General features: G+C 65.8%; 28 protein-coding genes. 12 read left to right on the forward strand and 16 right to left on the reverse strand.

Annotated features, from left to right (window positions below):
• Nucleotides 1-33: 33 nt before the first annotated feature.
• The 4 genes from A5764_RS05990 to A5764_RS06005 form a co-directional block, all read right to left on the reverse strand.
• Nucleotides 34-882, reverse strand: a complete 849-nt coding sequence (locus tag A5764_RS05990) for an oxaloacetate decarboxylase (RefSeq protein WP_067110031.1) — start codon at nt 880-882, stop codon at nt 34-36.
• A 56-nt stretch (nt 883-938) separates the two neighbouring features.
• Nucleotides 939-2,036 carry a diguanylate cyclase gene (locus A5764_RS05995; protein ID WP_197501216.1) on the reverse strand — a complete coding sequence of 366 codons (1,098 nt, stop codon included), beginning with the start codon at nt 2,034-2,036 and terminating at the stop codon, nt 939-941.
• A gap of 231 nt (nt 2,037-2,267) precedes the next feature.
• The gene (locus tag A5764_RS06000) at nt 2,268-3,107 is read right to left on the reverse strand and encodes a mycofactocin-coupled SDR family oxidoreductase (protein ID WP_067110037.1); all 840 of its coding nucleotides are present in this window, start codon (nt 3,105-3,107) and stop codon (nt 2,268-2,270) included.
• Nucleotides 3,108-3,248: 141 nt separating this feature from the next.
• A complete protein-coding gene (locus tag A5764_RS06005; RefSeq protein WP_231989629.1) occupies nt 3,249-3,806 on the reverse strand; it encodes a TetR/AcrR family transcriptional regulator in 558 nt (185 codons plus the stop codon).
• A 221-nt stretch (nt 3,807-4,027) separates the two neighbouring features.
• On the opposite strand from A5764_RS06005, the gene A5764_RS06010 reads away from it, so the two are divergent.
• Nucleotides 4,028-5,308, forward strand: a complete 1,281-nt coding sequence (locus A5764_RS06010; protein ID WP_067110043.1) for a cytochrome P450 — start codon at nt 4,028-4,030, stop codon at nt 5,306-5,308.
• On the opposite strand, the gene A5764_RS06015 is transcribed toward A5764_RS06010, so the two are convergent.
• Nucleotides 5,242-6,525: an MFS transporter gene (locus A5764_RS06015; RefSeq protein ID WP_082951522.1), complete on the reverse strand. Its 1,284-nt coding sequence runs from the start codon at nt 6,523-6,525 to the stop codon at nt 5,242-5,244. The two genes, A5764_RS06010 and A5764_RS06015, sit on opposite strands and share 67 nt — an antisense overlap.
• A 434-nt stretch (nt 6,526-6,959) precedes the next feature.
• Here A5764_RS06015 and A5764_RS06020 point away from each other — a divergent pair, with 434 nt between their 5' ends.
• A complete protein-coding gene (locus A5764_RS06020) occupies nt 6,960-7,385 on the forward strand; it encodes a nitroreductase family deazaflavin-dependent oxidoreductase (RefSeq protein ID WP_067110045.1) in 426 nt (141 codons plus the stop codon).
• 277 nt (nt 7,386-7,662) lie between these two features.
• Here the strand turns inward: A5764_RS06020 and A5764_RS06030 are convergent, their stop codons facing one another.
• A complete protein-coding gene (locus tag A5764_RS06030; protein WP_067110239.1) occupies nt 7,663-8,553 on the reverse strand; it encodes a LysR family transcriptional regulator in 891 nt (296 codons plus the stop codon).
• Between the two features lie 90 nt (nt 8,554-8,643).
• Here A5764_RS06030 and A5764_RS06035 point away from each other — a divergent pair, with 90 nt between their 5' ends.
• The gene (locus tag A5764_RS06035; protein ID WP_067110051.1) at nt 8,644-9,879 is read left to right on the forward strand and encodes an MFS transporter; all 1,236 of its coding nucleotides are present in this window, start codon (nt 8,644-8,646) and stop codon (nt 9,877-9,879) included.
• 14 nt (nt 9,880-9,893) lie between these two features.
• On the opposite strand, the gene A5764_RS28760 is transcribed toward A5764_RS06035, so the two are convergent.
• Nucleotides 9,894-10,061: a hypothetical protein gene (locus A5764_RS28760; RefSeq protein WP_197501217.1), complete on the reverse strand. Its 168-nt coding sequence runs from the start codon at nt 10,059-10,061 to the stop codon at nt 9,894-9,896.
• 228 nt (nt 10,062-10,289) lie between these two features.
• Between A5764_RS28760 and A5764_RS06040 the strand changes: the two genes are divergently transcribed.
• Nucleotides 10,290-11,003: a hemolysin III family protein gene (locus tag A5764_RS06040; protein WP_067110242.1), complete on the forward strand. Its 714-nt coding sequence runs from the start codon at nt 10,290-10,292 to the stop codon at nt 11,001-11,003.
• 19 nt (nt 11,004-11,022) lie between these two features.
• Here A5764_RS06040 and A5764_RS06045 read toward each other — a convergent pair whose 3' ends face one another.
• Nucleotides 11,023-11,880 carry an LLM class F420-dependent oxidoreductase gene (locus A5764_RS06045; protein WP_067110054.1) on the reverse strand — a complete coding sequence of 286 codons (858 nt, stop codon included), beginning with the start codon at nt 11,878-11,880 and terminating at the stop codon, nt 11,023-11,025.
• A gap of 105 nt (nt 11,881-11,985) precedes the next feature.
• On the opposite strand from A5764_RS06045, the gene A5764_RS06050 reads away from it, so the two are divergent.
• Together A5764_RS06050 and A5764_RS29665 are read left to right on the forward strand one after the other, a co-directional pair.
• Nucleotides 11,986-12,951 (forward strand): 2-hydroxyacid dehydrogenase, encoded by a 966-nt coding sequence (locus A5764_RS06050; protein ID WP_067110057.1) that lies wholly within the window; start codon nt 11,986-11,988, stop codon nt 12,949-12,951.
• 174 nt (nt 12,952-13,125) lie between these two features.
• Nucleotides 13,126-13,254, forward strand: a complete 129-nt coding sequence (locus A5764_RS29665) for a hypothetical protein (protein ID WP_255361062.1) — start codon at nt 13,126-13,128, stop codon at nt 13,252-13,254.
• Nucleotides 13,255-13,389: 135 nt separating this feature from the next.
• On the opposite strand, the gene A5764_RS06055 is transcribed toward A5764_RS29665, so the two are convergent.
• Together A5764_RS06055 and A5764_RS06060 are read right to left on the reverse strand one after the other, a co-directional pair.
• The gene (locus A5764_RS06055; protein WP_067110060.1) at nt 13,390-13,929 is read right to left on the reverse strand and encodes a GNAT family N-acetyltransferase; all 540 of its coding nucleotides are present in this window, start codon (nt 13,927-13,929) and stop codon (nt 13,390-13,392) included.
• Nucleotides 13,930-13,989: 60 nt separating this feature from the next.
• Nucleotides 13,990-14,781, reverse strand: coding sequence for a PaaX family transcriptional regulator C-terminal domain-containing protein (locus A5764_RS06060; RefSeq protein ID WP_231989622.1), 792 nt, complete (start codon nt 14,779-14,781; stop codon nt 13,990-13,992).
• 154 nt (nt 14,782-14,935) lie between these two features.
• Here A5764_RS06060 and A5764_RS06065 point away from each other — a divergent pair, with 154 nt between their 5' ends.
• The 4 genes from A5764_RS06065 (at nt 14,936) to A5764_RS06080 (ending at nt 18,927) form a co-directional block, all read left to right on the forward strand.
• A complete protein-coding gene (locus tag A5764_RS06065) occupies nt 14,936-16,147 on the forward strand; it encodes an SRPBCC family protein (RefSeq protein WP_067110062.1) in 1,212 nt (403 codons plus the stop codon).
• Nucleotides 16,137-17,036 carry a crotonase/enoyl-CoA hydratase family protein gene (locus A5764_RS06070; protein WP_067110065.1) on the forward strand — a complete coding sequence of 300 codons (900 nt, stop codon included), beginning with the start codon at nt 16,137-16,139 and terminating at the stop codon, nt 17,034-17,036. Before A5764_RS06065 ends, A5764_RS06070 begins: the two co-directional genes overlap by 11 nt.
• 43 nt (nt 17,037-17,079) lie before the next feature.
• The gene (locus A5764_RS06075) at nt 17,080-18,363 is read left to right on the forward strand and encodes an acyl-CoA dehydrogenase family protein (protein ID WP_067110068.1); all 1,284 of its coding nucleotides are present in this window, start codon (nt 17,080-17,082) and stop codon (nt 18,361-18,363) included.
• A 117-nt stretch (nt 18,364-18,480) separates the two neighbouring features.
• Nucleotides 18,481-18,927, forward strand: a complete 447-nt coding sequence (locus A5764_RS06080; RefSeq protein ID WP_067110070.1) for an ATP-binding protein — start codon at nt 18,481-18,483, stop codon at nt 18,925-18,927.
• A gap of 4 nt (nt 18,928-18,931) precedes the next feature.
• Here A5764_RS06080 and A5764_RS06085 read toward each other — a convergent pair whose 3' ends face one another.
• Nucleotides 18,932-20,290 carry a wax ester/triacylglycerol synthase family O-acyltransferase gene (locus A5764_RS06085; RefSeq protein WP_067110073.1) on the reverse strand — a complete coding sequence of 453 codons (1,359 nt, stop codon included), beginning with the start codon at nt 20,288-20,290 and terminating at the stop codon, nt 18,932-18,934.
• A 220-nt stretch (nt 20,291-20,510) separates the two neighbouring features.
• On the opposite strand from A5764_RS06085, the gene A5764_RS06090 reads away from it, so the two are divergent.
• Together A5764_RS06090 and A5764_RS06095 are read left to right on the forward strand one after the other, a co-directional pair.
• Nucleotides 20,511-21,395, forward strand: coding sequence for a cyclopropane mycolic acid synthase family methyltransferase (locus tag A5764_RS06090; RefSeq protein ID WP_067110076.1), 885 nt, complete (start codon nt 20,511-20,513; stop codon nt 21,393-21,395).
• Between the two features lie 143 nt (nt 21,396-21,538).
• The gene (locus A5764_RS06095; RefSeq protein WP_067110079.1) at nt 21,539-22,054 is read left to right on the forward strand and encodes a hypothetical protein; all 516 of its coding nucleotides are present in this window, start codon (nt 21,539-21,541) and stop codon (nt 22,052-22,054) included.
• A gap of 8 nt (nt 22,055-22,062) precedes the next feature.
• Here A5764_RS06095 and A5764_RS06100 read toward each other — a convergent pair whose 3' ends face one another.
• From A5764_RS06100 to A5764_RS06120, 5 genes are all read right to left on the reverse strand, one after another.
• Nucleotides 22,063-22,956 (reverse strand): hypothetical protein, encoded by an 894-nt coding sequence (locus tag A5764_RS06100; RefSeq protein ID WP_067110081.1) that lies wholly within the window; start codon nt 22,954-22,956, stop codon nt 22,063-22,065.
• 26 nt (nt 22,957-22,982) lie between these two features.
• Nucleotides 22,983-23,558 (reverse strand): hemerythrin domain-containing protein, encoded by a 576-nt coding sequence (locus A5764_RS06105; protein WP_067110085.1) that lies wholly within the window; start codon nt 23,556-23,558, stop codon nt 22,983-22,985.
• A gap of 54 nt (nt 23,559-23,612) precedes the next feature.
• A complete protein-coding gene (locus tag A5764_RS06110; protein ID WP_067110088.1) occupies nt 23,613-24,398 on the reverse strand; it encodes a PIG-L deacetylase family protein in 786 nt (261 codons plus the stop codon).
• A gap of 31 nt (nt 24,399-24,429) precedes the next feature.
• Nucleotides 24,430-24,681 (reverse strand): hypothetical protein, encoded by a 252-nt coding sequence (locus tag A5764_RS06115; protein ID WP_067110091.1) that lies wholly within the window; start codon nt 24,679-24,681, stop codon nt 24,430-24,432.
• A 62-nt stretch (nt 24,682-24,743) separates the two neighbouring features.
• Nucleotides 24,744-24,959: an acyl carrier protein gene (locus A5764_RS06120; protein ID WP_067110094.1), complete on the reverse strand. Its 216-nt coding sequence runs from the start codon at nt 24,957-24,959 to the stop codon at nt 24,744-24,746.
• Nucleotides 24,960-25,082 lie beyond the last annotated feature (123 nt).

The raw sequence follows: 25,082 nt of genomic DNA on the forward strand, positions 1-25,082 counted from the left end.
GTGATTCGGCCGCTCATCCGGCTCGGTGCTGGCTTAGCGACCTGTGGCGCGCGGATCGATGAGTTCGTTGAAGTCGCCCACGGTATAGATGTCGTCGGCATAGTGGAACGACCCGTCGTCAAGCACTTCCCGTGCGGCGCGAACGACGGCGGTCAGGGCGGCGCGGCAAAAGGAGGTACCGATCGTCACCCTGCGTACGCCCAACTCCTTGAGCTCGCCGAGGGTTAAGCCGGCCGGCCCGAAACCGGCAACGTAGTTGACGGGTTTGGTGACGCTGGTGCAGGCCAGGCGAAGCGCTGCGGCGTCCGGAAGGCCTGGCGCGTAAAGCACATCGGCCCCGGCGTCTTCGAACGCTTGCAGCCTGGACACCGTGTCGTCGAGATCGGGACGGGCGCGAATGAAATTTTCCGCACGCGCCGTCAAGGTGAAGGGATAGGGCAGCGCCCGCGCGGCGTCGACAGCCGCCTGCACTCGCTCGACGGCCAGCCCACGGGGAAGGATCGGGTCGTCCTGCCGGTAGGTTGCGTCTTCTATCGAGGCCCCGGCCAAACCGATCTGGCCGGCAAGCCGCACCGTCTGCGCGACCGCCTCGGGTGATTCTCCGAAGCCGTTCTCCAGGTCCGCGGTCACCGGCAGGGGAGTTGCGTCGACGATGCTGCGGACATGCTCGAGCGTTTCCTCTCTGCTGACCGCGCCATCACCGTCACGCCGGCCCAAGGAGAACGCCAGACCTGCGCTAGTGGTTGCCAATCCGGGAAACCCCAGGTTGGCGAATAGGCGGGCGGTACCGATGTCCCACGGATTGGGCAGCACCAGCACCTCACCGCTTGCGTGGAGCTCTCGGAATCGTTTGCCCCGCCGGGCCCATTCACTGTTATCCACATCCGCTCCCGTCTCCTGTCTGCAAGCCGGTATAGCACCGGCCACCGACAGGCGGGTTAAAGGTGATGAGCCTGGTTGCCGCCGCGGCGTTTGGCGATGTACATCGCGGTGTCCGCCACGTCGACGATCTTTTCGATGAAGCCGGCGATGTCGGGGATGCCCAGTGAGGGCAGCTCGGCGGTCGCGGTGCCGATGCTGGCCGTCACCTGGTGGGGAAGGGTTGCGATGGCCGAGCGCAGTTGCGCAGAGGTGGAGTCGGCGTTCGGCGATGGGCTCATGACGGCGATGAGGAATTCCTCGCCGCCCGCGCGGCAGAGCACCGATGTCGGCGCCGTACGCTGGCGCAGCACATCGGCGACGGCGGTCAGCGCCCGGTCGCCGGCGGCGTGCCCGAAGGTGTCGTTAACGCGTTTGAACGCATCGAGGTCGAGCATGACCACGATCAGGTGGGTATCCGCCGCGCGCGGGTCGGCGAGTCGACGGGTGAGAGCGGCGGTGAAGCCGCGGCGGTTCAGCAGCCCGGTCAGTGCGTCTTGGTCCGCGCGTACCGCGTAGGTTCCCATAGCTCGTGACATCCCGCGCATGACCAGGGGCGTTGACAAGTTGAGAATGGAAATCACCCACAGCGCAGCCAGCGCCGTGCCAATGTCGGCCTCAAAAGCCAGATGCGCCGAGACCACGGCGGCAACCGGGATCGCCACAGCAACGTTGAAGACCAGAAGTCTGTTGCTATGGAACAGCGCGATATACCCGCCATTGGTCGCCATGGCGCAGCAACCCAACGCTGCCAAGGTGACCGTGGGCTGGGCCAAGCTCCAGCCGGCGATGCACAACGCGCCGACAACTCCGAAAGTCTGGGATTGAAGTCGGTTCGGCCAGCGGGTCAACCAGAAGACGCTCACTCCGAGAATGAAGATCGCCGCCGTCGCGTCAAGGATCACAATCTCGGCGGTCGGATGGCGGGTGCTCAGGAAGGAGGTCACCGGGACAAGCACCGTCATCGAGCTGACGACGGCCAGGGTCCACTGTGCTGAGCGAATTATTCCGCGCTCGCGCAGGATGTCCGTGATCCAGTCGAACTGATCCGGCTGACCCAGCCACGACTTGAACCAGGACACGCTCCACACACCCCCTCTCCGGCGATAGCTCACCATCAAACAGGGATCAGCGAAACAAAATGTCCGAATGGACGAATCCATCACGGGCCCGGCCGGAAATCCTGGGTTGACCGGTCGGCCCGGCAATGATTTAGGAAATGCGGGGGCGGTTCGATGGGCGACCGTGCTTCGTGGTGACGTTTGCTCCAAAACTTCGGCAGGAGAAGAGGTCTCGCGCTCAGCTGCCGAGCAGCCCTCGGGTGCACGTACGGCAGAACGGCCCCTGCGCTACTTGAGCATGCTCCCCGCGTCAACGGTGACGGGAAGACCTGTGACGTAACGGGATTCATCCGATGCCAGGAACAGCACCGCGTTGCTGATGTCCACCGGCTCCACCCAGCCGATCGGCAGAACGTGCATGAACTGCGCGGCGACCTTGAGGTCGTCGGGACCCGGGCTTTCGAGATCGGGCCGAAATAGCTTCATCGTCCCCTCGTTCATGAACATCGGGGTGTTCACGTTGGTCGGGTGAACGGAGTTGACGCGGATGAAGTGCCGGCCAAGTTCGACGGCGAAGGTGCGCATCAGGCCCACGACACCGTGTTTCGCGGCGATGTAATGACCGGTGTGCGGGTAGGCCTTGAGTCCGCCGACTGAGCTGGTCAGGATGATCGATCCGCCTTCGCCCTGGGAAATCAGGTGTGGGACACCGGATTTGACGGTTTTCCAGACTCCCGAGAGGTTGACGTCGATCATATCGCGCCAGTCGTCCTCCGACGTCTTGTCAAGGGTCTGCCCGCCGTTGCCGATTCCTGCGTTTGCGCAAATGATGTCCAGGCGGCCGAGCTGCCCGACACCGCTGTCCACAGCCGCTTTCAGAGCTTCATAATCACGAACATCGACCTCGGCCGTCACGATGCGGCGGTTCAAGCCTTTTATGATGTCGGCGGTCTCGGCGAGGTCATCCGGTGTCGACGGCGGGATCTCGGTGTTGCTGCTGACCGGCTTGCAGATGTCGACCGCGATGATGTCGGCGCCCTCTTGCGCCAGGCGCACCGCGTGGCTGCGTCCCTGGCCGCGTGCCGCGCCGGTGATGAACGCAACCTTGCCCTCAACTCGTCCACCCATGATTGCACCTCACTCGATTTTGTCGATCGATCAGGAAGGGTGGCACTAATCCGGTGCGGTGTCAACAGGCGGCTCCCCAATCGACCGAGTGGTACGCGGCCGGACGGAAGGTCACCACGCACTCGAAGGTCGCGAGCGGGGCTAACTGGGCTGCTTCGGCGTGGGCGGCGGAGCAGCCTTCAGGAGGTTCATCTGGCGTTCCACCAAGGCGCGCAATTCGTCGTGCCCCTGGGTGACGCCGACGGCGCTCTCGTTGCACAGGCTGCGGGCGGTCTGCGCGATCAGCATCGAGATCGCCACCGGCGGATACTCGTCGAGATCGATGCCGCGGGTGCGCAGCACCATCGTGACGGCCGCCGTCTCGATGTCGCGTACGCGCTCGGCGTACGACTTCAATTCGGAGCCAATTGCCTTGCGATGGTTGGCCAATGCCATGAATTCTGCATTCAGGGCCGTTAGCGCTGTATCGCTGTTCACCAGCCACAGCGCTTGCAGTGGGTCGTCATCGGCCAGCAAGGCGCGCATGCGCCCCAACGCCGCGTCGGCGCCGGCGCGGAGGACCGCCACAAACAGGTCGTCCATCGTCGGAAAGTAGTAATAGACCAGGGCCTGTTTGACGCCCGCTTCGGCGGCCACCCGGCGCGACGTCGCCGCGGCATAGCCTTCCTCGCGCATGATCCGGGCCGTTGCCTCGATCAGCTTGCTGCGGGCACCCGCTTCTCCGTTCTTCTTCCGCGGAGTCGCCGTCGGGTTCCGCGGCCCTGGGCCGCTTGACCGGCCCGCGCGGTCCGTGGTAGGCATACCGCATCCTACCAATTTGGTCGATCGATCAAATCGGTAGTCGCAAACATGAGCCGATCGATGCGCACGCCCCATGCGTCGAGATAGCTCCTCGCGGGCCCCGGGAAAGGATCTGGACCGTGACCGATCTCGCTGACGTCGACTACTTCACCGACGCCCAGATCGCGCAGGACCCGTATGCGTACTGGGACTATCTGCGCCACCAGGGACCGGTGTTCCGCGAACCGCACTACGGAGTCGTGGCCGTCACCGGTTATCAGGAAGTGCACGCCGCCTTCAAAGACTTTGATTCGTTCTCGGCGGTCAACGCGATAGGCGGCCCTTTCCCGCCGCTACCGTTCACGCCAGAAGGTGACGACATCAGCGACCAGATCGAAGCGCATCGCCACCAGTTCCCGATCTTCGAGCACATGGTCGTGATGGACCCGCCGGAGCACGACAAGGCGCGATCCCTGCTGGGGCGCCTGCTGACCCCTCGCCGGCTACAGGAGAACAAGGCCTACATCTGGCAATTGGCCGACCGCCAGCTCGATGAGTTCATCGACAACGGCCGCTGTGAATTTCTCGGCGAGTACGCCAAGCCCTTCGCGACCTTGGCGATCGCCGATCTCCTCGGGGTCCCCGACGAGGATCGTGCGCAGATCCGCCGCAACCTGGGCGCCGGTACCGGTCCGGGCAGCAGGGTCGGCGCCCTGGATCACGAGCCCGTGGGCAGCAACCCGTTGCAATATCTCGACGATCTCTTCAGCGGCTACATCGCCGAGCGGCGACGGCGGCCTCGCGAGGATGTGCTCACCGGCCTGGCCACCGCGACCTACCCTGATGGCTCGACACCACCGCTGATGGAGGTGGTCAGGCCGGCCACGTTCTTGTTCGCCGCCGGACAAGAAACCGTGACGAAGCTGCTGAGCTCGGCGGTTCAGGTGTTCGGCGACCAGCCCGCGCTACAGGAGCGGCTGCGCGGTGACCGACGCCTCATCGGTCCGTTCATCGAAGAGGCACTGCGCATGCAGAGTCCGACCAAGGTCGACTTCCGGTTGGCGCGCAAGACCACGACGCTGGGTGGAGTACACATCCCAGCCGGCACCGTACTCATGCTGTGCCTGGGTGCGGCCAATCGCGATCCGCGGAAGTTTGAACACCCCAACGAATTCCGGATGGATCGCAAAAACGTACGAGAGCACCTCGCCTTCGGGCGCGGCATCCACACCTGCGCGGGCGCCCCGCTAGCGCGGGTGGAAGGACACATCACCATCAACCGCTTGCTCGATCGGACGCGCGGGATCGTCGTCAGTGAGGCCGAGCACGGCCCGCCGTGCAACCGCAACTACCGCTACGCGCCCACGTTCTTGCTGCGGGGGCTTACCGAACTGCACATCGAGTTCACCCCGGGGGGCTGATCACGACGGATCGCGTCGTCGGCGGGCGGAATCTCGCGGCTCGGCACCAACGGCGCGGCCGCCAACGGGAACAACCCGCAAAGCGCCCACGCCGCAGGATATTCGGCCGCCATGATCAGCGCACCGAAGAGCGGCGGACCCGCAGCCGCCATCAGCCGCTGGGTGGTGTTCTGCACCCCTAGCGCGCGCCCACTCCAAAACGGCCCGGCGACCTCGGTGATGGCGGTGGCCTCCAGCCCGTTGTCGAGCACCGCGATCACCGATACGGCGACCATCAGCAACACCACATATCCCGAACCGGTGCTGTCGCTCAGGGCAAGCAGGAACAGGGCAACGGCGGCGGCGATGGCGATGGTGCGGACCGGCCGCAAGCGCGAGCCGACGCGATCCGACCAGCGGCCGACCGCGATTCGGCCCAGCGCTCCGAGCAGCTGCGACAGGGTGACCAAACCGCCGGCGGCCGCCACCGACCAGCCGCGGTGATTGATCAGCCAGACGAGCATGAAGGTCACCGTTACCGTCTGCGGCATCATCAGCAGGCCGGCTACCGCATGGACTCGCCACAGCACAGACGACCCGCGATAGGGACTGGCCAGTTCCTCGGCGGTGGCGGCCGTGCGCGCTTTGCGCGGCGGATCGACGATGCCGATCGCGCTGGCCACCGCGGCCACAGTGCACATCAGCGCCAGGAACATCAGCCCCCGGTGTGGGCCGCGTTCGGACAGCTCCGGTATCACCAGCGCGCCTAGGGCGATACCCAACGGTTGCGCCGTCTGACGAATTCCCATCGCCAGGCCACGTTGGTGGGGAGGGAACCAGGCGGACACCAGCCGGCCGCCGGCGGCGTTGCAGCTGGCCGCGGCCATACCGCCGAGGAAGAGATAGACCCCGATCATCGCCATCGAGTGGGCCGACGCGGCGGCGTAGGCCGCGGCCGCGGTGAGTGCCGACCCCACCGCCAGCACCGCCCGCTCGCCAACGCGGTCGAGCACGTAGCCCCACAGAACCAGCGTGACGACCATGCCCCAACTCGGCATCGAAGACAACAGGGTGGCTTCGGTCAGCGGGATGCCGCGACGAGCCTGCAGCGAGGGAATCAGGAACGCGACACCGTTGATGACAAGAAAAGAGGTGGCCGTTACGCCCAGCGAGATAATCATGATCGACCACCGCGCGCCCGCCCCCAGCCCGAACGTGACGTCCGATTCCCTTAGCATCCAACCATGTTGGCACAGGAATGTTTGGGCAGGAGGCGTCGCGATCGCGCCTCGAGCGCTGTAACTTATTGAAGATTAAGGCAATTCCTAGCTGGCGCCCAGCATCTTTGCGTAGGGACGCGTGGCGCGACCCGCGAGATAGGTTGGCAATCTTCGTATTTCGTTCCACAAGGTGTTGGCGCGGCGTTTGCGCGGACGCCGACGATCCGACGCGATTCATAGCTGAAACATAGAGAATTCTCAGGCCACGGTCGCGCCGTGAAATGGCAACAGCGAAACGCCTTGAACTTCAATCGAAGTGACCTGAAACGGCTGCGACGCACCAAAGCCGGAGCCCGGCGTCTTTTGGTGACCTCGCTGGGGCGACGATTACACCGGCGGAGTACGCGGGTACACCACTACCCTGCGCCGAGCAAAACAGCCGAGGAGGCCTCGTGACCGATGACGATTTCAACCGCCGCAACATCGACGAATTCCGCGCCAACCACGGCCGGATCGGAGGGCAGTTCGAGGGTGCGCCGGTCCTGTTGCTCCACAGCAAGGGCGCGCGCAGCGGCGACGAACGGGTGAACCCGATGATGTACCTTGCCGACGGCGACCGATACTTGGTCTTCGCCTCGGCGGCCGGGGCCGACCGCAACCCCGCCTGGTATTGGAACCTGGTCGCCAATCCCGACGCCAGCGTCGAGGTGGGCGACGAGCACCTGGACGTGCATGCCGTCGAGCTGAAGGGCGCCGAACGCGACGAGAAGTACGCCGAGCAAGCCAGGCGGTACCCCGGGTTCGCCGACTACGAGCGCAAGACGAGCCGCACGATTCCCGTCCTCGCTCTGATACCCAGCGGCCAACACGGTGGCTGACACCTGTACCACCCCGGAAAGGTGATTCGACCAGCGACGAAGCGGGTATTTGGACGGGGTCGCAGTCGAGCAGGGGGAGATGGACATGGCAGTTGAACATGGTCATGCGCGATGCCCGCGCTGCATGGCGTGGGCCGAGTATCGGTTTTTGGAGCGCGGCCATGACAAGCTCGAGTACCAGGTGCAATGCGGTGCCTGCGGCAACCTGCACTCCGAGGTGACCGTAGTATCGACTGCCGGGACGGTGGCTGCCTGAGCAGCACGTGCCTGGTCGCGCTCACGCGTTCACGCCGTCTAATCGCTGGACGGTCGCGGCGGAGGCGATGAAGTCTCGGGCCGGGCGAGACAGGGGCCGAGCGGAATTCCAGATCATCCCGACGTCGCGGTAGGCGTCTGCGTCGGCGAGCGGCAGCATGACGACCTGTCCATACTGGCCGCCGTCGAAGGGCATCAAGCTGATTCCCAGACCCGCCGCCACCAGGCCGGCGGTGGTGGTCAGGTTGGCCGATTCCAGGACGATCCGCGGTTCGAACTGCGCCGCGGCGCAGAGTTCGTCGAGAAGCTGACGCATGCCGAAACCGGAATGCATGGCGACAAACCGCTCGTCCGTGAGTTGTGTCATCGAGACCGCCGCGACGCCCGAAAGGCGGTGGCCGCTGGAAACGGCAATGCCGAGCCGCTGACGGAAAAGACTGCGCCAGGCCAACATTGACCTCGCCGGCCGCGGTGAAACCAGTCCCACGTCGACGGACCCGGACGACACCAGATCGCCGATCGATTCCGCGGCGCCTTCCTTCAAGGTAAACGCCACTCGCGGTGTTGTTTTCGTGAAATCCGCGATCAGGCGTGGAACCACCGTGGCCCCGAACGAGCGCAGGAACCCGAGCCGAATCTCACCCACGGCGGGGTTGGCCAGGTCATCGATGGCGCGCCGGGCCGAGTCGAGCTCGAGCTGAGCCCGACGCGCGTGCTGGTAGAAGATGCGGCCGTAGGCGTTGAGTGAGAGCCGCTTGCCGCGGCGATCGAACAATGCGGCTCCCAGTCGCCGTTCCAGGCGCGCCAGCATCCGGGTGAGGGTGGGCTGCGCGATATGGAGTTGTTCGGCCGTCGCCGTGACGTGTTGCAGCTCGGCGAGTGTGATGAACCACTCGTAGTCTCCGTCTGGCACGCCCACCAGCACAGCTTATGTCGCAACTGCATGACAATCGCATTGATAATTCATTTCAGTTGCGTCGCCGCGCCGCCCACCATCGGACCTATGGCTCAGATCGCCCCGCCGCGGACCCCGCACCAGGCCGGCAGCAGCGGATACCGGCGGGTGACCGCGGCCGTATGCAGCGCGGGGTTGGCGAGTTTCGCGTCGATGTACTGCACGCAGGCGCTACTGCCGGAAATGTCGGCGTACTACCGCATCTCCCCGGCTGCGGCGGCGCTCACGGTCTCGGTCACCACGGCGATGCTGGCGCTGTCGATCGTCCCGGCCAGCGTGCTTTCCGAGCGCTTCGGGCGCATCACCGTGATGGGCACGTCGGCGGTGGCCTCCAGCGCCATCGGGTTGTTACTTCCGTTCAGCCCGACCCTCGGCATTCTGCTCGTGGGGCGGGCGCTGCACGGCATCGCGCTGGCGGGGATACCGGCGGTCGCCATGGCGTATCTGGCCGAGGAGGTGCACGCCTCGTCGCTCGGTTCTGCGATGGGACGGTATATCGCCGGGACGACGCTGGGTGGCTTGGCGGGGCGGATCGTCCCGTCGCTGGTGGTCGATATCAGCAGTTGGCAGGTCGCGCTGCTCGTGTGCTCGGTCACGAGCCTGGCAGGCACGGTCGCCTTCGCCGTGCTGGTGCCCCGGTCTCGGTGCTTCACTCCGAAGAAGGCGGGCGTGCGGGCCACGGTGTACAGGCTTGGGGCGCACCTGCGGAACCCGGTATTACTCAAGCTCTTCGCCTTAGGATTCGCGCTGATGGGCGGGTTCGTCACCGTGTACAACTACCTGGGGTTTCGGCTGGTCGCGCGGCCCTTCGGCTTGGCGTCGTCGATCGTCGGCCTGTTATTCCTGCTGTATCTGGCGGGCACCGTGTCCTCGACCGTCGCGGGACGGTTGGCCGACCGCAGGGGCCGCGCGTTCGTGCTGGGTGGCGCGTTACCCATCACGGTGATCGGACTGCTGATGACCGTGCCGCAATCGCTGGTCGCGATCGTGCTCGGGGTCGGGGTGTTTACCGGTGGCTTTTTCGCCGCGCACACCGTGGCCAGCAGCTGGGTGGGCGCCGCGGCAGGCCACGATCGCGGCGAGGCTTCGGGGTTGTACCTGTTCAGCTACTACCTGGGCGGCTCGACGGCAGGCGCCCTCGGCGGTCTGGTCTACAGCATCGGAGGCTGGGCAGCGACGGCGACGTTCGTGGGTGCGCTGCTGCTGGCCGCCCTGCTGCTGGTGGCCTCGCTGATGCGGCGGACGTCGAACGACGGAATTGCCTACACGCCGGCCCGCGCCTGACCGGCGGCACCGATCTAACGGGTGGTCTCGTCGGCGACGTCGTGCCGGGACTGGTGCAAACCCGGCGCGTCCCGCTCGTCGTCCTGGTGCTCCAGTTTCTCCTGCAGTTCGCGCTGCTCCTCGGTCGCTTTCCGCGCGTCCTCGGGCGCCGCTGGTGGGTCGATGTTTACTTGCGGATCCACGCGAGATGCCCTCCGTGCGTCTGATGGTTCAGTCTCAGGATCTCCGGAATCACGCGCTTCGAAACCTGATTAACCCGGGAACGGCGTACAGGCCATTCACAGGTTTGACCTAGCTGCCGCCTAGGCAGCGGCGGAATGCTGTAGCCGGGATCGAAATCTCTTGGAGCGAAAGCACTTACGGCGTCCGCATGCGAGGGGGGAACTTTGACCTATCAACCCGAGCTCGCCTTGCAGGGCAAGCCTTTCGCACCGGTCGCCGCAGTCGACGACGGGGGACAGTTCGTCGGCGGCGCCGTCGGTGTGTCGACCAAGCCTCGGCTCCGCGGTTGGATCCACCAGTACTGCGCCATCGCGGCCCTCATTGCGGGCGCCCCACTGGTGGCGGTGTCGTGGGCGGAGGCATCCAAGCGGGCGGGGCACTCCACGCTGACATACACCCTGGCGATCGTGGCGATGTTCGCCGTGAGCGCCACATATCACCGTGTCCACTGGGAGTCGGCGGTCTTCCGGAATTGGATGAGGCGCCTGGACCACTCGATGATCTTCGTCCTCATCGCCGGAACCTATACACCCTTCGTCAGGTTGAACATGCCCCGCGGAACGGGACACATGGTGCTCGCGCTTATCTGGGGTGGCGCGCTGGCCGGGATCGCGCTGACGCTGTTCTGGCCGACGGCCCCGCGCTGGCTCAACGTGACGCTCTATCTGCTGCTGGGCTGGGTGGCGGTCTGGTACACGCGGATGATCATGCACAACGCCGGTATGACCGCGACGGTGCTGCTGGCTGTGGGCGGCGCGCTGTACAGCCTCGGTGCGGTGTTCTATGGGCTGCGCTGGCCCGACCCCTGGCCGACGACGTTCGGCTATCACGAGATTTTTCACGCCTGCACAGCGATTGCGGCCATCTGCCAATACATCGCCATCTGGTTCGCGGTCTTCTAGAACCGGTTGGCCGAGCTACCTATTTCAGGTCGGCGGCGACTCGCTCCAATGCGGTCAGATGATCGTCGACGGTCGCTAGCCCCGCCTTCATGGTGTTGACCGACAGATGGGTGGCCCCGGCGGCCTGCCAGGCGGCGATGTCGGCGGCGGCCTTGTCCGGGTCACCGGTCCAGCTCACGCGCCCTTCCATGCCGAGGGCATCGGCGTCCCGGCCCGCGGCCACCGCCGCGCGCTGCACCTGCTGACGCGCGTGGTCGAGACCGGGTCCGGGCTCCATCATCGGGAACCAGCCGTCGCCGAGCCGCCCGGCGCGGTCGTAGGCGCGGTCGGAAGCCGCCCCGAACCAGACCGGGATCGGCCGCTGGACCGGCATCGGGGCAAGGCCCGCACCGGTCACAGTGTGGTAATTGCCGTCGAAGGTGACCGACGGTTCGGTCCACAGCTTGCGCATGACCTCGACCTGCTCCTCCGAGCGCCTGCCGCGGTTGGTGAACGTCTCGCCGAGAGCCTCGTATTCGACGGCGTTCCAGCCCAGCCCGACACCGAGCCGAAACTGCCCGTCGGTGAGAAGATCCACCTCGGCGGCCTGCTTGGCCACCAGCACCGCCTGCCGCTGCGGCAAAATGATGACGCCGGTGACCAGTTCGAGCGAGGTCACCGCGGCCAGGTAGCCGAACATGACGAACGGCTCATGAAATGTCGAACCGATGTCGTAGACGCCGCGCCAGCCCCGGTGTACCGCCGGGTCGGCGCCCAGGACGTGGTCGTAGGCGAGGATGTGGGTGAACCCGAGTTCCTCGACGCGCTGCCCATAAGCCCGTACGGCCGCGGGATCGCCACCAAGCTCGGTCTGCGGGAACACGACACCAATGCGCATCCAACATTCAACGGCGCGGCACGATCTTTGCTTCCCTTGTATTGCACGGCTTTTGACCTGGAGGCCATCGCGACGCTTTCGCGGTGGACAGGACATGATGGACGCGTGACGGTGACGAAGACCGACGCCGTGCTGCGGATCGGCGGGCTGGAACCTACATTTGCCGACGAGCTGGCCGCGCGTTACGAAATCCCTGCGCTTCCCGACGGTGCCCAGCGCGCCCGCTTTCTTGCCGAGCACGCTGCCGACATTCGCGTGGTGGTGACCTCGGGCCACCCGGGCGTCGACTCCGAAACCATGACGGCACTGCCCAACCTGGAGGCGATCGTCAACAGCGGGGCCGGGGTGGATGCGATCGACCTCGAGGCGGCGAAGCGCCGCGGTATCGGCGTGAGCAACACCCCGGACGTCCTGTCGGACACCGTTGCCGACACCGCCCTGGGTCTGATCCTGATGACGCTGCGCCGCTTCGGCGCCGCCGACCGCTACGTGCGTGACGGTCGGTGGGCCCGCGACGGACAGTTTCCTTACGCCAGGGACGTCAGCGGCCTCCAGGTAGGGATCCTCGGCCTGGGCCGCATCGGTTCGGCCATCGCCACCAGGCTGCTCGGATTCGACTGTGCCATCGCGTATCACAACCGTCACCGCATCGACGGGTCGCCATACCGCTATGCGGAATCACCGGTGGAGTTGGCCGAGTCGGTCGACGTGCTGGTGGTCGCGACGACGGGTGACCACGGCACTCGCAAGCTGGTCGACCGCGCCGTCCTCGAGGCGTTGGGCCCCGACGGTTACCTGATCAACATTGCCCGAGGCAGCGTCGTGGACGAGGACGCTCTGGTGGAATCGCTGGCGGTCGGCGCGCTGGCCGGAGCAGGGCTCGATGTCTTCGTCAACGAGCCGAACGTGCCCGCCGAGCTGCTCGACCTGGACAACGTGGTGCTGTTTCCGCACATTGGCAGCGCGACGGCCAGGACTCGCCGCGCGATGGCGCTGCTGGCGATCCGCAACCTCGAGAGTTTCCTCGACAACGGTGAGTTGGTAACGCCCGTACTTCGACCGCGTAGCTGACAAACCGGTGCGGGTCCTGCTGGCCGGTACACCCTTGCGTAACTCGCTATTGAACTCTTGTTGACCAACCCGATATATCCCTATGGCCGAACTGGCGCCGGCAGTAGGCTCAGTAAGTCACCCAGTGTCGCCTCGCCGGGAGGGGACAGGTGACCGATCCCCTTAGGAGAACCCATGTCGATGAATGGTGGCGGTGCTGGCGGCGGTCGGTTGTCCGGCGGCGGCGCGGGCGGCGGCAAAGAGGTGGGCGGCGGGGCCGGCGGCGGCCGCGCAGTCGGCGGCGGCGGGGCCGGCGGCCGCTGACCTGGCTGCCAGCCATCAGATGAGCCCTGTCAAGCAGTAACGGGCTCACGCCATCGTGGCCGTGAAGGCTGCTGTGGCAGGGGCATTGAAAGGGCGTTGAAAGGGCATTGAAACGTTGGAGCGCGTCCGGCCGGATCAGATGATCTGGCCGGGCGGCCCATCCTCGACCGCACCGAGCAGGTCGAGTTGCATCCACGCGACGTCGTGCCAGCGGTCGTGCTTCCATTCGACGCGGCGGTATAGGCCGGCATCGGAGAATCCGAAGGATCGATGGAATTCGTTGCTCGCCTCGTTGGGCTGGGTGATGCCGGCGAACGCTTGGCGGTAGCCGCGCTCGGTGAGCCGGCGCAGTAGCTGCGAGTAAAGCTTGCGGCCGCAACCGGCGCGCTGATGGCCGACGTGGACGTAGATTCCGGTCTCGGTCGACCACTGGTACGAAGCCAGGCGAATCAATGTGTGCCCATAGGCGAAACCGATGATCCGGCCATCGAGCTCCGAAACGAGCCATTCGTGGACTTCGCGGGCCGCGGCGATGCGTGCGGCCATCTCGCCCACGGTCGGAACTTCGATCTCCCAACTGATCGCCGTGTCCTCGACATAGGGACGGTAAATCGCCACGCACGCGGCCGCGTCGTCCGTCGAGGCCGCACGCACACGACCGGTGTTCGCTTGCATGCCAGCAGTCTTCCAGTCGGTGACCTGAGATCGGGCCTGAGTGCGCGATGATTGTGGCATTCAGCCCGATCTGAAGGCGCCGTTCATCCGCCGTTTGAACGCGTCATCGAAACGCCGGTAGGTCGCGCGCAGCTGATTTCCGGGCCAATCCGCCGGGATGAGCGCGTCCGGGAGCAACGGATCAAGCTGAAGGTGGCGAACGACCGCGATGGACAACGCGAACTGAAAGCTGAAGGCAGCGCCGCTGTCAGCCCGTCGTCCGGTCGTGTCGAGCTCGGAATGCATGGCGGCGAGGAGACGGTTCGCGTCGTCTGCCCATTCATCCAGGGAGAACAGCGATCTCACGGTGTCCTCGGCGATGTCGGTGGCGGCGCCGTGGAAGTGAACACACTGGCGGTCCAGGACCGCCCTCATCGTCGGAAGTCGTTGTGGGTCAAGGTTATCGGGGCGTATCCAGATACCCTCGCGAAGCTCGGCCAAGTGCAGCGCCGTTGCGGCTTTGCGCAAGTCGAGGCGGTCGGCCGCCGATCGCCGTTCCGCCGACACGACCGCCAGTTCCCACGTCCCATCCCATTCGCGCGTGGCCACATCCGGGATGCGCGACGCCTCGTCGACGCGCTGGCGCCTTTCCAGCAAGTGGCCCGCCAGCGCGTAGGTGCCGCCGTCGCTGGTCAGTTCGCCGTTGGAGGCCATGCGCCACAGGCACGTGCGGGCGGCACCTCCGCTGATGCCGAACAGCGACGCCACCGCAACGAGCTCGGCAACCGCGAGCTGGGGTCGGTCGGCGCCCAGTAGCGCGCTCGCCAGGACCGATCGCGCGCTCAGCGGGCGGTCGCCGATGAGGTCTGCCACCTGGCCTCGGGCTGGGGGCCGTTGTTGTCGTGATCGGGACGCTGGGGACACGGTTGTATCTTCGCCGATCGGCACCGGGCCCATGGCGGCAACACGCACATCCATATCACAAACCGATTGACGCATGACACATGAAGTGTGATACTCCCACAGTATGGGCACTCCGACAAGACCGCTGATTGCCGAGGACGTCGACATCGTCCGGCGCATCCTTTCCCATATCGAGGCGGGTACGACCGACGAAGGGCAAGCGTGGCGCGAACCGGTCCAGAACTATGTCGACCCAAGCCGATTCGCCGACGAGCTGCGGGTGCTGCGCGCATTCCCGAGCGGGTACCTACCGTCGGCGGCCATCCCCCACCGGGGCGACCATGTCGAACGCGCCACCTGTGGGGTGCCGCTGTTCGCGGTGCGTGGTCGCGACGGCCGGGCACGCGTATTCCGCAACGCTTGCCGGCACCGCGGTCTGGCCCTCGTCGAGGGCGCGGGTTGCTCACACGCGCTCGTGTGCCGCTACCACGGTTGGACGTATGGGCTGGACGGGTCGCTCTCACACGTCCCGCACGCCGAGGCCTTCCCCGACCTCGACGCGTCCGCCCGAGGTTTGGTGGAGGTCGAAAGCCGTGAGGTGGACGGCCTGATCGTCATCGGCCCGCTCGATCCGGCCGCAACCGGTTCGTGGCGGCGCCACGTGGATGCCGCGATGGCGCAGCTCTCCGACGGCAGCCCCTGGCGCGACAAGCTTTTGCCGGCCGAGAAGCTGCTGCTCGTGGAAGCCATTGCCCGCCCCATGAATTGGAAGATCCTCGTCGAGCAGTTCCTAGAGGGCTATCACATCCGGTCGACTCACAAAGACACGTTCTTCCCGCTCCAATATGACGACCTCAACATCGTGGAAGCATTCGGACCCAATAGCCGGATTGCCTTCCCCTACCGCAATATTGAGAGTCTACGCAACCGTCCCGAATCGACGTGGACCGCTGACCGGCGGGTGACCTATGTATATCACTTGTTCCCCAACGTGATGGTCGCGACGTTCCCCGATCAGGTCCTGCTGGTGGTGATCGACCCCGTCGACATCGCGAGCTCCATGGTGACCATCTATTCCATGACTACTCCGGAGGTCGCGCAGAGCGTGTCGGCCAAGGGCGCGGACAAGGCTGCCAACGGCGCGCGCAGTCTGCTCGACGCGGGCGCGTTGGAGGACAACGAAATGTCGGAAGGCGTGCAGCGCGGTCTGTTCGCCGGCGCAAACACCTTCCTGGAGTTCGGCCGTCATGAAAGTGCGATCGGTCGCTTTCACGCCGCGCTCGACGAGCGCCTGGCCCTCGTCGAGGCACCGACGGGTTCCGCCAGTGTCGGATGATGTAATCCTGTACGCAAAGTCCGGGTCGGTCGTCACGATCACGCTGAACCGGCCCGAGCAGCTCAACACAATTCGTCCAGAGCTTGTTCTTGGGCTGGACAACGCGTTGCGCCAAGCCAACCTGGACGGCGACGTCAAGGTGATCGTCTTGGAGGGCGCCGGCGACAGCTTCTGCGCCGGAGCCGACTTCTCCGCCGGGCTGGAACACTTCGTTTCTTTCCGCGAAAGCGGTTACGACCCCGGCATGGACATGTTCGCGGCCACCAACTCCTACTTGAGCGCCTTCCCGCGATTCATGGGATTATGGCGCGGGCTCAAACCGACCATCGCCAAGGTGCATGGCTACTGCCTCGGTGCGGGTTCGGATCTCGCGCTGTGTGCCGACCTGGTGATCGCCTCCGACGACGCGAGGTTCGGCACGCCGTACGCGCGGGTGTGGGGATGCCACATGACCGGGATGTGGGTGTATCGACTCGGACTGGCCAAGGCCAAGTACTACGCGTTGACCGGCGAGTCGCTCAGCGGCAAGCAAGCCGCCGAAGCCGACCTGATCAATTTCTCCTGCCCGCTCGAGGAGCTCGACGAGCGCGTCGCCGCCCTGGCCGAAAAGCTGGCCACGATCCCGCTGACTCAGCTCGCGGCGATGAAGCTCATCGTCAATCAGGCCTACGACAACATGGGGCTGCAGAGCACTCAGACCCTTGGTCCTATCCTTGACGGAATCATGCGTAACACGCCGGAAGGGCGGGCGTTCGTGCGCCTGGCTGCCGAGGAGGGCGTCCCGCGGGCGGTCGCCGAACGCGACGCGCCGTTCGGTGACTACAGCCAGGCGGGCCCGGAGGCCAAGCCGCGCAAACGTAGTGAGCTCGCAAGCAGGGGAAGCCTCTAGACAGTCAAGATAATCCGACCGCCGTGGCAGAACGGAGACCAACGTGGCGTGGGACTTCTCGACCGATCCGGATTTCCAGGAAAAGCTCGACTGGGTCGAGGCGTTCTGCCGGGAGGAAATCGAGCCGCTGCAGTTTGTCTTTCCCCACGCGATCCGCTCGCCCGATCCGACCGTCAAGGCCTACGTCCGCGGCCTGCAGCAACAGATCAAGGACCAGGGGCTGTGGGCGATCTTCCTCGATGAGGAACTGGGCGGCCCGGGGTTCGGCCAGCTCAAGCTGGCGCTCCTGAACGAGGTGATCGGCCGTTACCCGTCGGCGCCGCAAGTGTTCGGCGCGGCCGCCCCCGACACCGGCAACATGGAGATGCTCGCCGCCTACGGCACCGAGGAGCAAAAGCGGCGCTGGCTGCGGCCCCTGCTCGACCAGGACATGTTCTCGGCCTACTCGATGACCGAGCCGCAGGGCGGATCGGACCCCAACCTGTTCAAGACCCACGCCGTGCGCGACGGCGACGAGTGGGTCATCAACGGAGAGAAGTGGTTCACGTCGGCGGGCCGCGTGGCCGACATCCTCTTCGTGATGTGCACGAACGGCATGTTCGTCGTGCCACGCAAGACCCCGGGCGTGGAGATCCAGCCCGAGCCCCGCAACCACAACCACATCATCTACCGGGACGTCCGCGTTCCGCTCGACCACCTGCTCGGCCCGGAGGACGGGGCGAAAACCCTGGCCCAACGCCGCCTGGGCGGCGGACGCATCCACCACGCCATGCGCACCATCGCCCAATGCAAGCTCGCCTTCGACATGATGTGCGAGCGGGCGCTGTCGCGAGAATCGCACGGCAAAACCATCGCCGAGCACCAGATGGTGCAGGAGAAGATCGCCGATTCGTACGCCGCGATCCGCATGCTGCGGCTGCTGGTGCTCGAAACCGCGTGGAAAATCGACAATTCCAGCACCAAGGACGCCCGTACCGAGATCGCGACCGTCAAGTTCACGATGGCCAAGGTGCTGCGCGAGGTGTCGTTTCACGCCCTGCACATTCTTGGGTCACTCGGCACGACGGACCTCACCCCGCTGCAGGCGATGTATGCGGGTGCGCCGACGATGGGCCTCGCCGACGGCGCCGACGAGGTGCACAAGGCCACCGTGGCCCGCCGCGTGCTACGCGACTACCGGCCGCAGGAGCACCCCTACTGGCCGACGGAGTACATCCCCGCCAAGCGCGAGGCGGCGTGGGCGAAATTCGAGCCGAAGTTCCAAGCCGATCCGAACCTGCGCGCCTCGGCAGAGGCCTACAAGAAGTATTTCGCCAACCGCCGCTGATCCGCTCGATGCGCCACATTCGTTTTGGCGATTGGATTTTGAACATGCACCCAGCTGTGTCCGAAGCGAGACGCCGAACGTGTTATCGCCCCGGGCACAACTGGGTATGCCGCCTTCATGATTGCCGAAGCGCCTGCGGCCACCAACCCCCTTCAGTTGACCTGCGCCGGTGTCGCCGACGCCGCGACCGCGACGGAGTTACGCCGTGTCCTGCAGCGGTGGCTGCAAGAGGTGACCGAAGCGCCGGCTGACATTCGCGATGACATCGTCTTGGGCGTCAACGAAGCGCTGGCCAATTGCGTCGAGCACGCCTACCGCGCCCACCGCATGGTCGGCACCATGAGACTTCACGCCAGCCACGATCCCGCCGCCCAATCGATCTGCGTGTGCGTCAGCGACCGCGGAACCTGGCACCGCCCGGCGGCGCGCAGGCTCTGTGAGCCCCGGGCCTCCCGCGGCATCATGTTGATGCACGCGCTCGCCGACCACTGCACCATCAACGCGCGTCCCGACGGCACGACCGTCTGCCTGGACTACGCCACCCGCCCCGATCGTCTGGGATGACGCGTCACACGCCGACCGCGCGCTCCAGATCCTTCAGCGACGTCTCCAGGTGGCCCAGCATCCGCTGCAGGTGCGGGACGCTGCGACGGCAGCCGACGATTCCGAAGTCGAGGTTGTTGGCGTTGTTGGTCACGGTGATGTTGACCGCTTGGCCCTCGAGTGCGATGGACAGGGGATAGTTGCCGTCCACGCGCGCGCCGCGCCAATACAGCGGCTCGGATCGGCCGGTCGAGACATTCGAGATGACGATGTTGAATGGCGGCGAGGCGGTCGAGAGGTAGCCGGGGAGCAATCCGAAGAAAAGCCCGCCGATGTTGAATGCCGACAACGCCAGCTGCTGAACCGGTGGCAGCTGCTGGAAGATTTCCTTGGTGTCGCGGATCGACGTGCTGATGATCTCGAGCCGCTTCCCCGGGTCGTCGAGGTCGGTCGCCAGGTTGCACAAAAAGGTCCCGACCATGTTGCCGCCGCCGTCATCGTCGCTCTTGCGGAGATTGACCGGCACCATCGCGGTCAACGGGGCTTCCGGCAGGGCGTTCTGCTCGATCAGGTAGGCGCGCAGCGCCCCGGACGACATGGCCAGCACCACGTCGTTGACCGTGACCCCGGCGGCCGATTTGACCGCCTTGATGCGGTCCAAGGACCAGGACTGCGCGGCGACCCGCCGGGCACCGCCGATTCGCACGTTGAACATGCTGCGCGGCGCCCGAAACGGGAGGGTCAGTTGTTGTTCGAGCAGCGCGGCTCGCGCCAGCTTCAACGACGACGGCGCCAACGCGAGCGCCGAGCCCGCGGTGCGGCCGGCCCGCTCGAACAGCGACGGACGTTTCCGTGCCTCGCTGCGTTTGCGTGGGCCGAGGCTCCAGGGAACGCGCACCTCGTCATCGTCAGGATCGGACGTGAATGCGCGCTGCATCAACCGCAGCGCCGAGACGCCGTCCATCAGGGAGTGATGGTATTTCGTGTAGACCGCGTACCGCCCGTCCTCCAGACCCTCGACCAGGTGTGCTTCCCACAACGGGCGGTGTCTGTCCAGCAGGCTGCCGTGCAATCGGGAAGTCAGCTCCAGCAGGTCACGGACCCGTCCCGGCTCAGGCAGGGCTGAGCGGCGTAGGTGGTAATCGAGTTCGACGTCCTTGTCGAACGACCACGCGACGTTGGTGACGCCGCCGAAGAACGCCGGGTGCTTGCGGAACGTCGGCTGCACATCCGTGCACTCGAGCATCGCCTGGTAGGACTCGCGGACGAAATGAGGTCCCGCGTCCTCGGGCGGCTCGAAGAGCTGTAGCGATCCCACGTGCATCGGATGTTCACGTGACTCGCCGATCAGAAACAGTGCATCCGTCGGCGATATCGGTTCCATGGTTGCCCCCATTCCTTGCGGCCGTGCCGTCCGGCCGGCACGTCTTCTATCTCCCTTTAGCCACAGCCGGGGCCCGCTACACGCGAATGAGCGCTCCGAAATTCGGGAGCGGCCTGGTCGGGGCCGCGGGCCGGCCGGATACACTGGTGGGCCATCAAGTATCGAGCGGCTTCGATCGCACGCCGCTGAACCCATAAAGACCAACGTCAGAGGTAGTGCCTTGCCCGAAAATCCCAGCGAAACCGTCAGCTTGGAGCCGCATTTCGACGACGTGCAGGCGCACTACGACCTCTCCGACGAGTTCTTCAAGCTTTTCCTGGATCCCACGCGGACGTATAGCTGCGCTTACTTCGAACGCGATGACATGACCCTCGAAGAGGCACAGGTCGCGAAGATCGACCTCTCGCTGGGCAAGCTCGGGCTACAACCCGGCATGACGTTGCTGGACATCGGCTGCGGGTGGGGCACCACGATCGTGCGTGCGCTCGAGCAGTACGACGTCAACGTGGTGGGGCTGACGCTGAGCCGCAACCAGCAGGCTCACGTCCAACAACGGCTCGACAAGCACCCTTCGCCGCGAAGCAAGCGTGTGCTGCTGCAGGGCTGGGAGCAGTTCGATGAGAAGGTGGACCGCATCGTGTCGATCGGCGCCTTCGAACACTTCGGACGCGACCGCTACAACGACTTCTTCAAGATGGCCTACGAGGCGCTGCCGGCAGACGGCGTCATGCTGCTGCACACCATCATCAAGCCCAGCGATGCGGAATTCGCCGAGCGCGCACTGCCCATCACCATGACCAAGATCCGGTTCATGAAGTTCATCATGGACGAGATCTTCCCGGGTGGAGACCTGCCCAACGCCAGGTCCGTCGAAGAGCACGCCGAGCGTGCCGGCTTCGCCGTCAAGCGGGTCCAGCAGCTGCGGCCGCATTACGCCCGCACCCTCGACACGTGGGCGGCCGCGCTCGAGGCGCAGCGCGACGAGGCCATCGCGATTCAGTCCCAAGAGGTGTACGACCGGTACATGAAGTACTTGACCGGTTGCGCCGATCTGTTCCGCGAGGGCTACACCGACGTCGCGCAATTCACCCTGGCCAAGGGCTGACGACCGGGAACCGACCGCCGGCTGGAATGGGCCGCGCTTTCCGGCCGGTTTACCGATCGAACCCTGCGGGTAACACCACGAGCAACGACCTGATTCGGTAGGCGCCGACGTCCGTCGGCGCAAAGCCGCAGGAAGGACTGACCGTGGGCGCCAAGCACCGCATGACCGAAGCGCTGGAGCAAAGACAGCCGCTGGCCCGTCGCGGCGCGCGGCGCAGGATGTCCGGCCTGTCGACGGCATGTGAGATCGTCTCCGCCTCGATGCTGTGTGCGGCGAGCTTGACGGCGCTAGTCGCCTACGTCGAACCCGAAAAGCCAACGGTTCAAACGACCCTGGGGCCGCCGGTCTCGCAGCCGGTGCGCCAAGAGGGCACCGTGATCGCCGTGTCGGCGGACTCGGTGACCGCGCGCAGCGCCAACGGCTATACCCAGACCTACCGCGTGACTCCGAACACCACCGTCATTTCCCGCGGCGTCGGCCAACCCGCCTCCGCCGCTTCGCATTTCACCGTCAACGACCAGGTAGACATTGTCGGGACCATCCAGGACGGCACGGCGCTGGCCACCGCCGTCGCCGACCGCGGCGAGTCCAACGGCGACGGAGCGCCGATGGATTACATTGCGGCCCAATCGGTCAGCGGCGCACCGGGGAGCACCTGAGCGCTTGGCTAGGGGTTCCCCAAATGCGCGCTGGCATCGTCTAAATCGTCACGGCGCAGAGCCATCGGAGTGACGGCGGGCACATCGCCGCCGGCGACCACGGCCCGCGTGATCGGAGTCAGCGCCTGGAACAGCGTCTCCACCTCGTCGTCGCTGAGCGCGTCGAGCGCCGACAGGCCGAGCGCGTCGGTGTTCGATTCGATGCGGTCCTTCAATTCCCGGCCGGCCTCGGTCAGCGATCCGTTGCCGTCGAGCAACCCCCGCTCGGCCAGCCGTTGCTCGTGGAGCCGCCACGCCGCGTCGTCGTAATCGCGGGTGCGGGCGATGTAGTCGCGCGGAATCCGGTCCGCCGCCGCGTGCAGCACGTTGGACTCCCGACCCGAGACGCCGGCGGCGGCCAGGACGGCCACGTGCGCGTCGCCGCGCTGTTCGCGCAACAGCGTCGCCGCATGCCACAGCGCCGCCAGCGGTTCGTCCGGCCAGGGCAGCGCCAGATTCGCGGCGAACAACGGTCGCCCATCGAGTGGCGCCCCGCGTGCCGCCTTGCCCGCCAATTCGCCTGCCAGAGCGACGTTTTCATCCGCCTCGATGCCGTAGCGGCGCAGCGCCGCGACCGCGGATTCCTGCCGGGCGCGCAACGCGGCTTCGGGTCCGGCGACCTGCCAGGCCGCCGGCAGTGCCTTGGCGACGCGTTCGGGGGCGAAGTTGTAGAAGATCGCGGCGACCACCTCACGTGGCACCATGCCCAGGGGCGCCGATCGGGCGGCGAAGTAGCCCATCCAGAAGCCCCGGTAACCCAGCCCGTCCAACGCCGCCCGCGCCTCCGGCGCGAAATACGTCACCGCATGCACCGGCTCGAATCGATCGAAGAAGCGTCGCGCCAAACCCGGTTCTCTTCGCACGCTCGAAGTTAACCACCCGCCGCGGCTCATTGGCCTTTCAGGCTGCCGATGTGGAGCGAAAAGTCGGTGCGCTTGGACGGTGCCGGGGTCTCCACGTCCTCCACGTAGCGCTCGGGGTCGCGGTCGACGATCGGCAATCCCTTGGTGGTGGGATGCTGGGTCATGAATTCGCCGTACTGCCGGCCGAGTGCCTCGCGAAGCCCGATGGGGGCGTGGCGGCGGAAGTCCGACAGCCCTTCGCGTTCCTCTTCGCCCATGTGGTCGTCGTTGGCCACTCGGGTGCGGCCGACCGCCGCCCACCATTCGTCGGTGCCGGTCCGTGCCGCGTTGGCGGCGCGGACCCCGTCACGGATGTCGTTGTGGTCGCCGATGGCATCGAGCGTCTCGCCTTCGGGGTCGTCGGCGCCGCGCTTCAGCAGTTGTGGGTAGAAGATCTTCTCTTCGATGTAGGCGTGTACGTCGAGCTTCTCGGCGAGCGGACGCCACACCCGTTCGAGTGCGGAGAGGTCGACCGGTGTCTGCGCCTCCAAGTAGTCCAACCTGGCGAACTGTTCGCGGAACCAGTTGTGATCGGCGAGGATCAACTCGGTGATGTCAGCCATTCCGACTCCCCGCCTTTCCTGACCCCTCCGCCCGGTGGCTTCATCTTAGGTGCCTCATCGAGCGGGTGGATCGAAGATGTTGTGGGCCAACGTCCCCGGCGGCGCCGCCGGATCGACGAACCATTCGTAGCTGAAGATCAGGCCGAACACCTGGGGTGGCAGCCTCAGCAGGGCCCCGAACAGGCGCGCGTTGAGTCCGGTACCGATCTGCGAACGATGGGCGGCGAGAGCGTCTCGCTTTTGCCGAGCGAACCGACGGACGTTGATCCGGTGGGTGATGGTCGCCCGCGGCGTGTAGGCGGTGCGAACCACGTCGAGGTCGTAGGGTGCCGGCAACCTCAGCAGGCGACAAACCTCAGCGACGCGGCGCAACAATTCGCGCGGCATCGTCACCTCGAGCACCCGCGGCGTCCCGGCCAATTCGGCGGCCCGCTTGCCGACGCGGTGCACCTGCACATGATCGCGGTGACCGTAGCCGCCGTTGCTCTGATAGCTGAGTAGTACCTGCGCGTCTTCGGACCGAAGCACCACGGCGAGCCGCCCCGCCGCCTCGTCGACGTCGGCCCGGGCGAATCTGATCCGGCCGACAGGATCGGGGTAGAAGGCAGGCCCATAGCCGCTATCGGCGTAGCCCAGGCATTCGACCCGGTGTGCCCCGAGAATGCTTGTGCTCAAGCGCAGTTCACCAAGCCGAGTGTTGTCCGGTTCGTTGCCCGCGCGCCCGTCCGTCGCGGTGACGACGACCACGCGGTGTCCCTGCGCGGCCGCCGATGCGAGCGTGCCGCCGGTGAGGATCACCTCGTCGTCGGGGTGGGCGTGGAAGGCGACGACGGTGGCCATGGCTTGCAGTATGCCCCGCCGGCCTCGGCGCCTAGCTGTCCGAGTGCGGGGTGGGACTCTGCGGGGATTCCCACTTCGACTCCAGCGACCGCTTGACCGTGGCGCCGGCCGGCAGGTTCAACTGAAACGTTTCACCGTCGCCTTCGACGGTGATGAGGTAGCCCTCGTCGGCAGGCTCTTTGAACACCACTTTGTATGGCTGTTCACCGGAGCCGCGATCGACGGCGATGATGTCGCCGGCGGCGACGTCCTCGATTCGGTCGTGACCGGAAACTTCAGACATACCGTCGACGGTAGCCGAAGGCCGGCCGCGACCACCCGGCACGGTTCCCAGCCCTCTGGGGCTTACTTGGTCAGATGCCCCAGTAATTCATGGCACCGTTGCGCGCGCTTCGAATCCTCGGCCATGACTTCCTCGAAGAAGGACGCGACGTCGTCGAGACCCGCGTTCTTGGCGTCGCGCACATACTGCCCATAGTCGTGCCCGGCCTTCAACGAGTGGTACTGCACCGAAACAAGATCGAAAGTGACGTCGTCGAAGCCGGTTTCCCCCGTCGCCATTGTTTCCTCCTTAGTTGTCCTTAGTCGTCACAACATCGACGTCCGTGGGCCTACCCGCGAGTGGCGCCGTTAAACGGGTGGCACAGCAAAGGCGGCCAGGCACTCGTTACCGTCGTCTATACG

Source organism: Mycobacterium sp. 852002-51057_SCH5723018, assembly GCF_001667035.1.
Taxonomy (GTDB): domain Bacteria; phylum Actinomycetota; class Actinomycetes; order Mycobacteriales; family Mycobacteriaceae; genus Mycobacterium.

What these genes read in the sequence shown, in the direction of transcription:
- A5764_RS05995 (WP_197501216.1), bottom strand. Translation starts at nt 2,036, where the DNA reads ATGGTGAGCTATCGCCGGAGAGGGGGTGTGTGGAGCGTGTCCTGGTTC.
- A5764_RS06000 (WP_067110037.1), bottom strand. Translation starts at nt 3,107, where the DNA reads ATGGGTGGACGAGTTGAGGGCAAGGTTGCGTTCATCACCGGCGCGGCA.
- A5764_RS06015 (WP_082951522.1), bottom strand. Translation starts at nt 6,525, where the DNA reads ATGCTAAGGGAATCGGACGTCACGTTCGGGCTGGGGGCGGGCGCGCGG.
- A5764_RS06035 (WP_067110051.1), top strand. Translation starts at nt 8,644, where the DNA reads ATGGCTCAGATCGCCCCGCCGCGGACCCCGCACCAGGCCGGCAGCAGC.
- A5764_RS06045 (WP_067110054.1), bottom strand. Translation starts at nt 11,880, where the DNA reads ATGCGCATTGGTGTCGTGTTCCCGCAGACCGAGCTTGGTGGCGATCCC.
- A5764_RS29665 (WP_255361062.1), top strand. Translation starts at nt 13,126, where the DNA reads ATGTCGATGAATGGTGGCGGTGCTGGCGGCGGTCGGTTGTCCGGCGGC.
- A5764_RS06055 (WP_067110060.1), bottom strand. Translation starts at nt 13,929, where the DNA reads ATGCAAGCGAACACCGGTCGTGTGCGTGCGGCCTCGACGGACGACGCG.
- A5764_RS06065 (WP_067110062.1), top strand. Translation starts at nt 14,936, where the DNA reads ATGGGCACTCCGACAAGACCGCTGATTGCCGAGGACGTCGACATCGTC.
- A5764_RS06080 (WP_067110070.1), top strand. Translation starts at nt 18,481, where the DNA reads ATGATTGCCGAAGCGCCTGCGGCCACCAACCCCCTTCAGTTGACCTGC.
- A5764_RS06085 (WP_067110073.1), bottom strand. Translation starts at nt 20,290, where the DNA reads ATGGAACCGATATCGCCGACGGATGCACTGTTTCTGATCGGCGAGTCA.
- A5764_RS06105 (WP_067110085.1), bottom strand. Translation starts at nt 23,558, where the DNA reads ATGGCTGACATCACCGAGTTGATCCTCGCCGATCACAACTGGTTCCGC.
- A5764_RS06110 (WP_067110088.1), bottom strand. Translation starts at nt 24,398, where the DNA reads ATGGCCACCGTCGTCGCCTTCCACGCCCACCCCGACGACGAGGTGATC.
- A5764_RS06115 (WP_067110091.1), bottom strand. Translation starts at nt 24,681, where the DNA reads ATGTCTGAAGTTTCCGGTCACGACCGAATCGAGGACGTCGCCGCCGGC.
- A5764_RS06120 (WP_067110094.1), bottom strand. Translation starts at nt 24,959, where the DNA reads ATGGCGACGGGGGAAACCGGCTTCGACGACGTCACTTTCGATCTTGTT.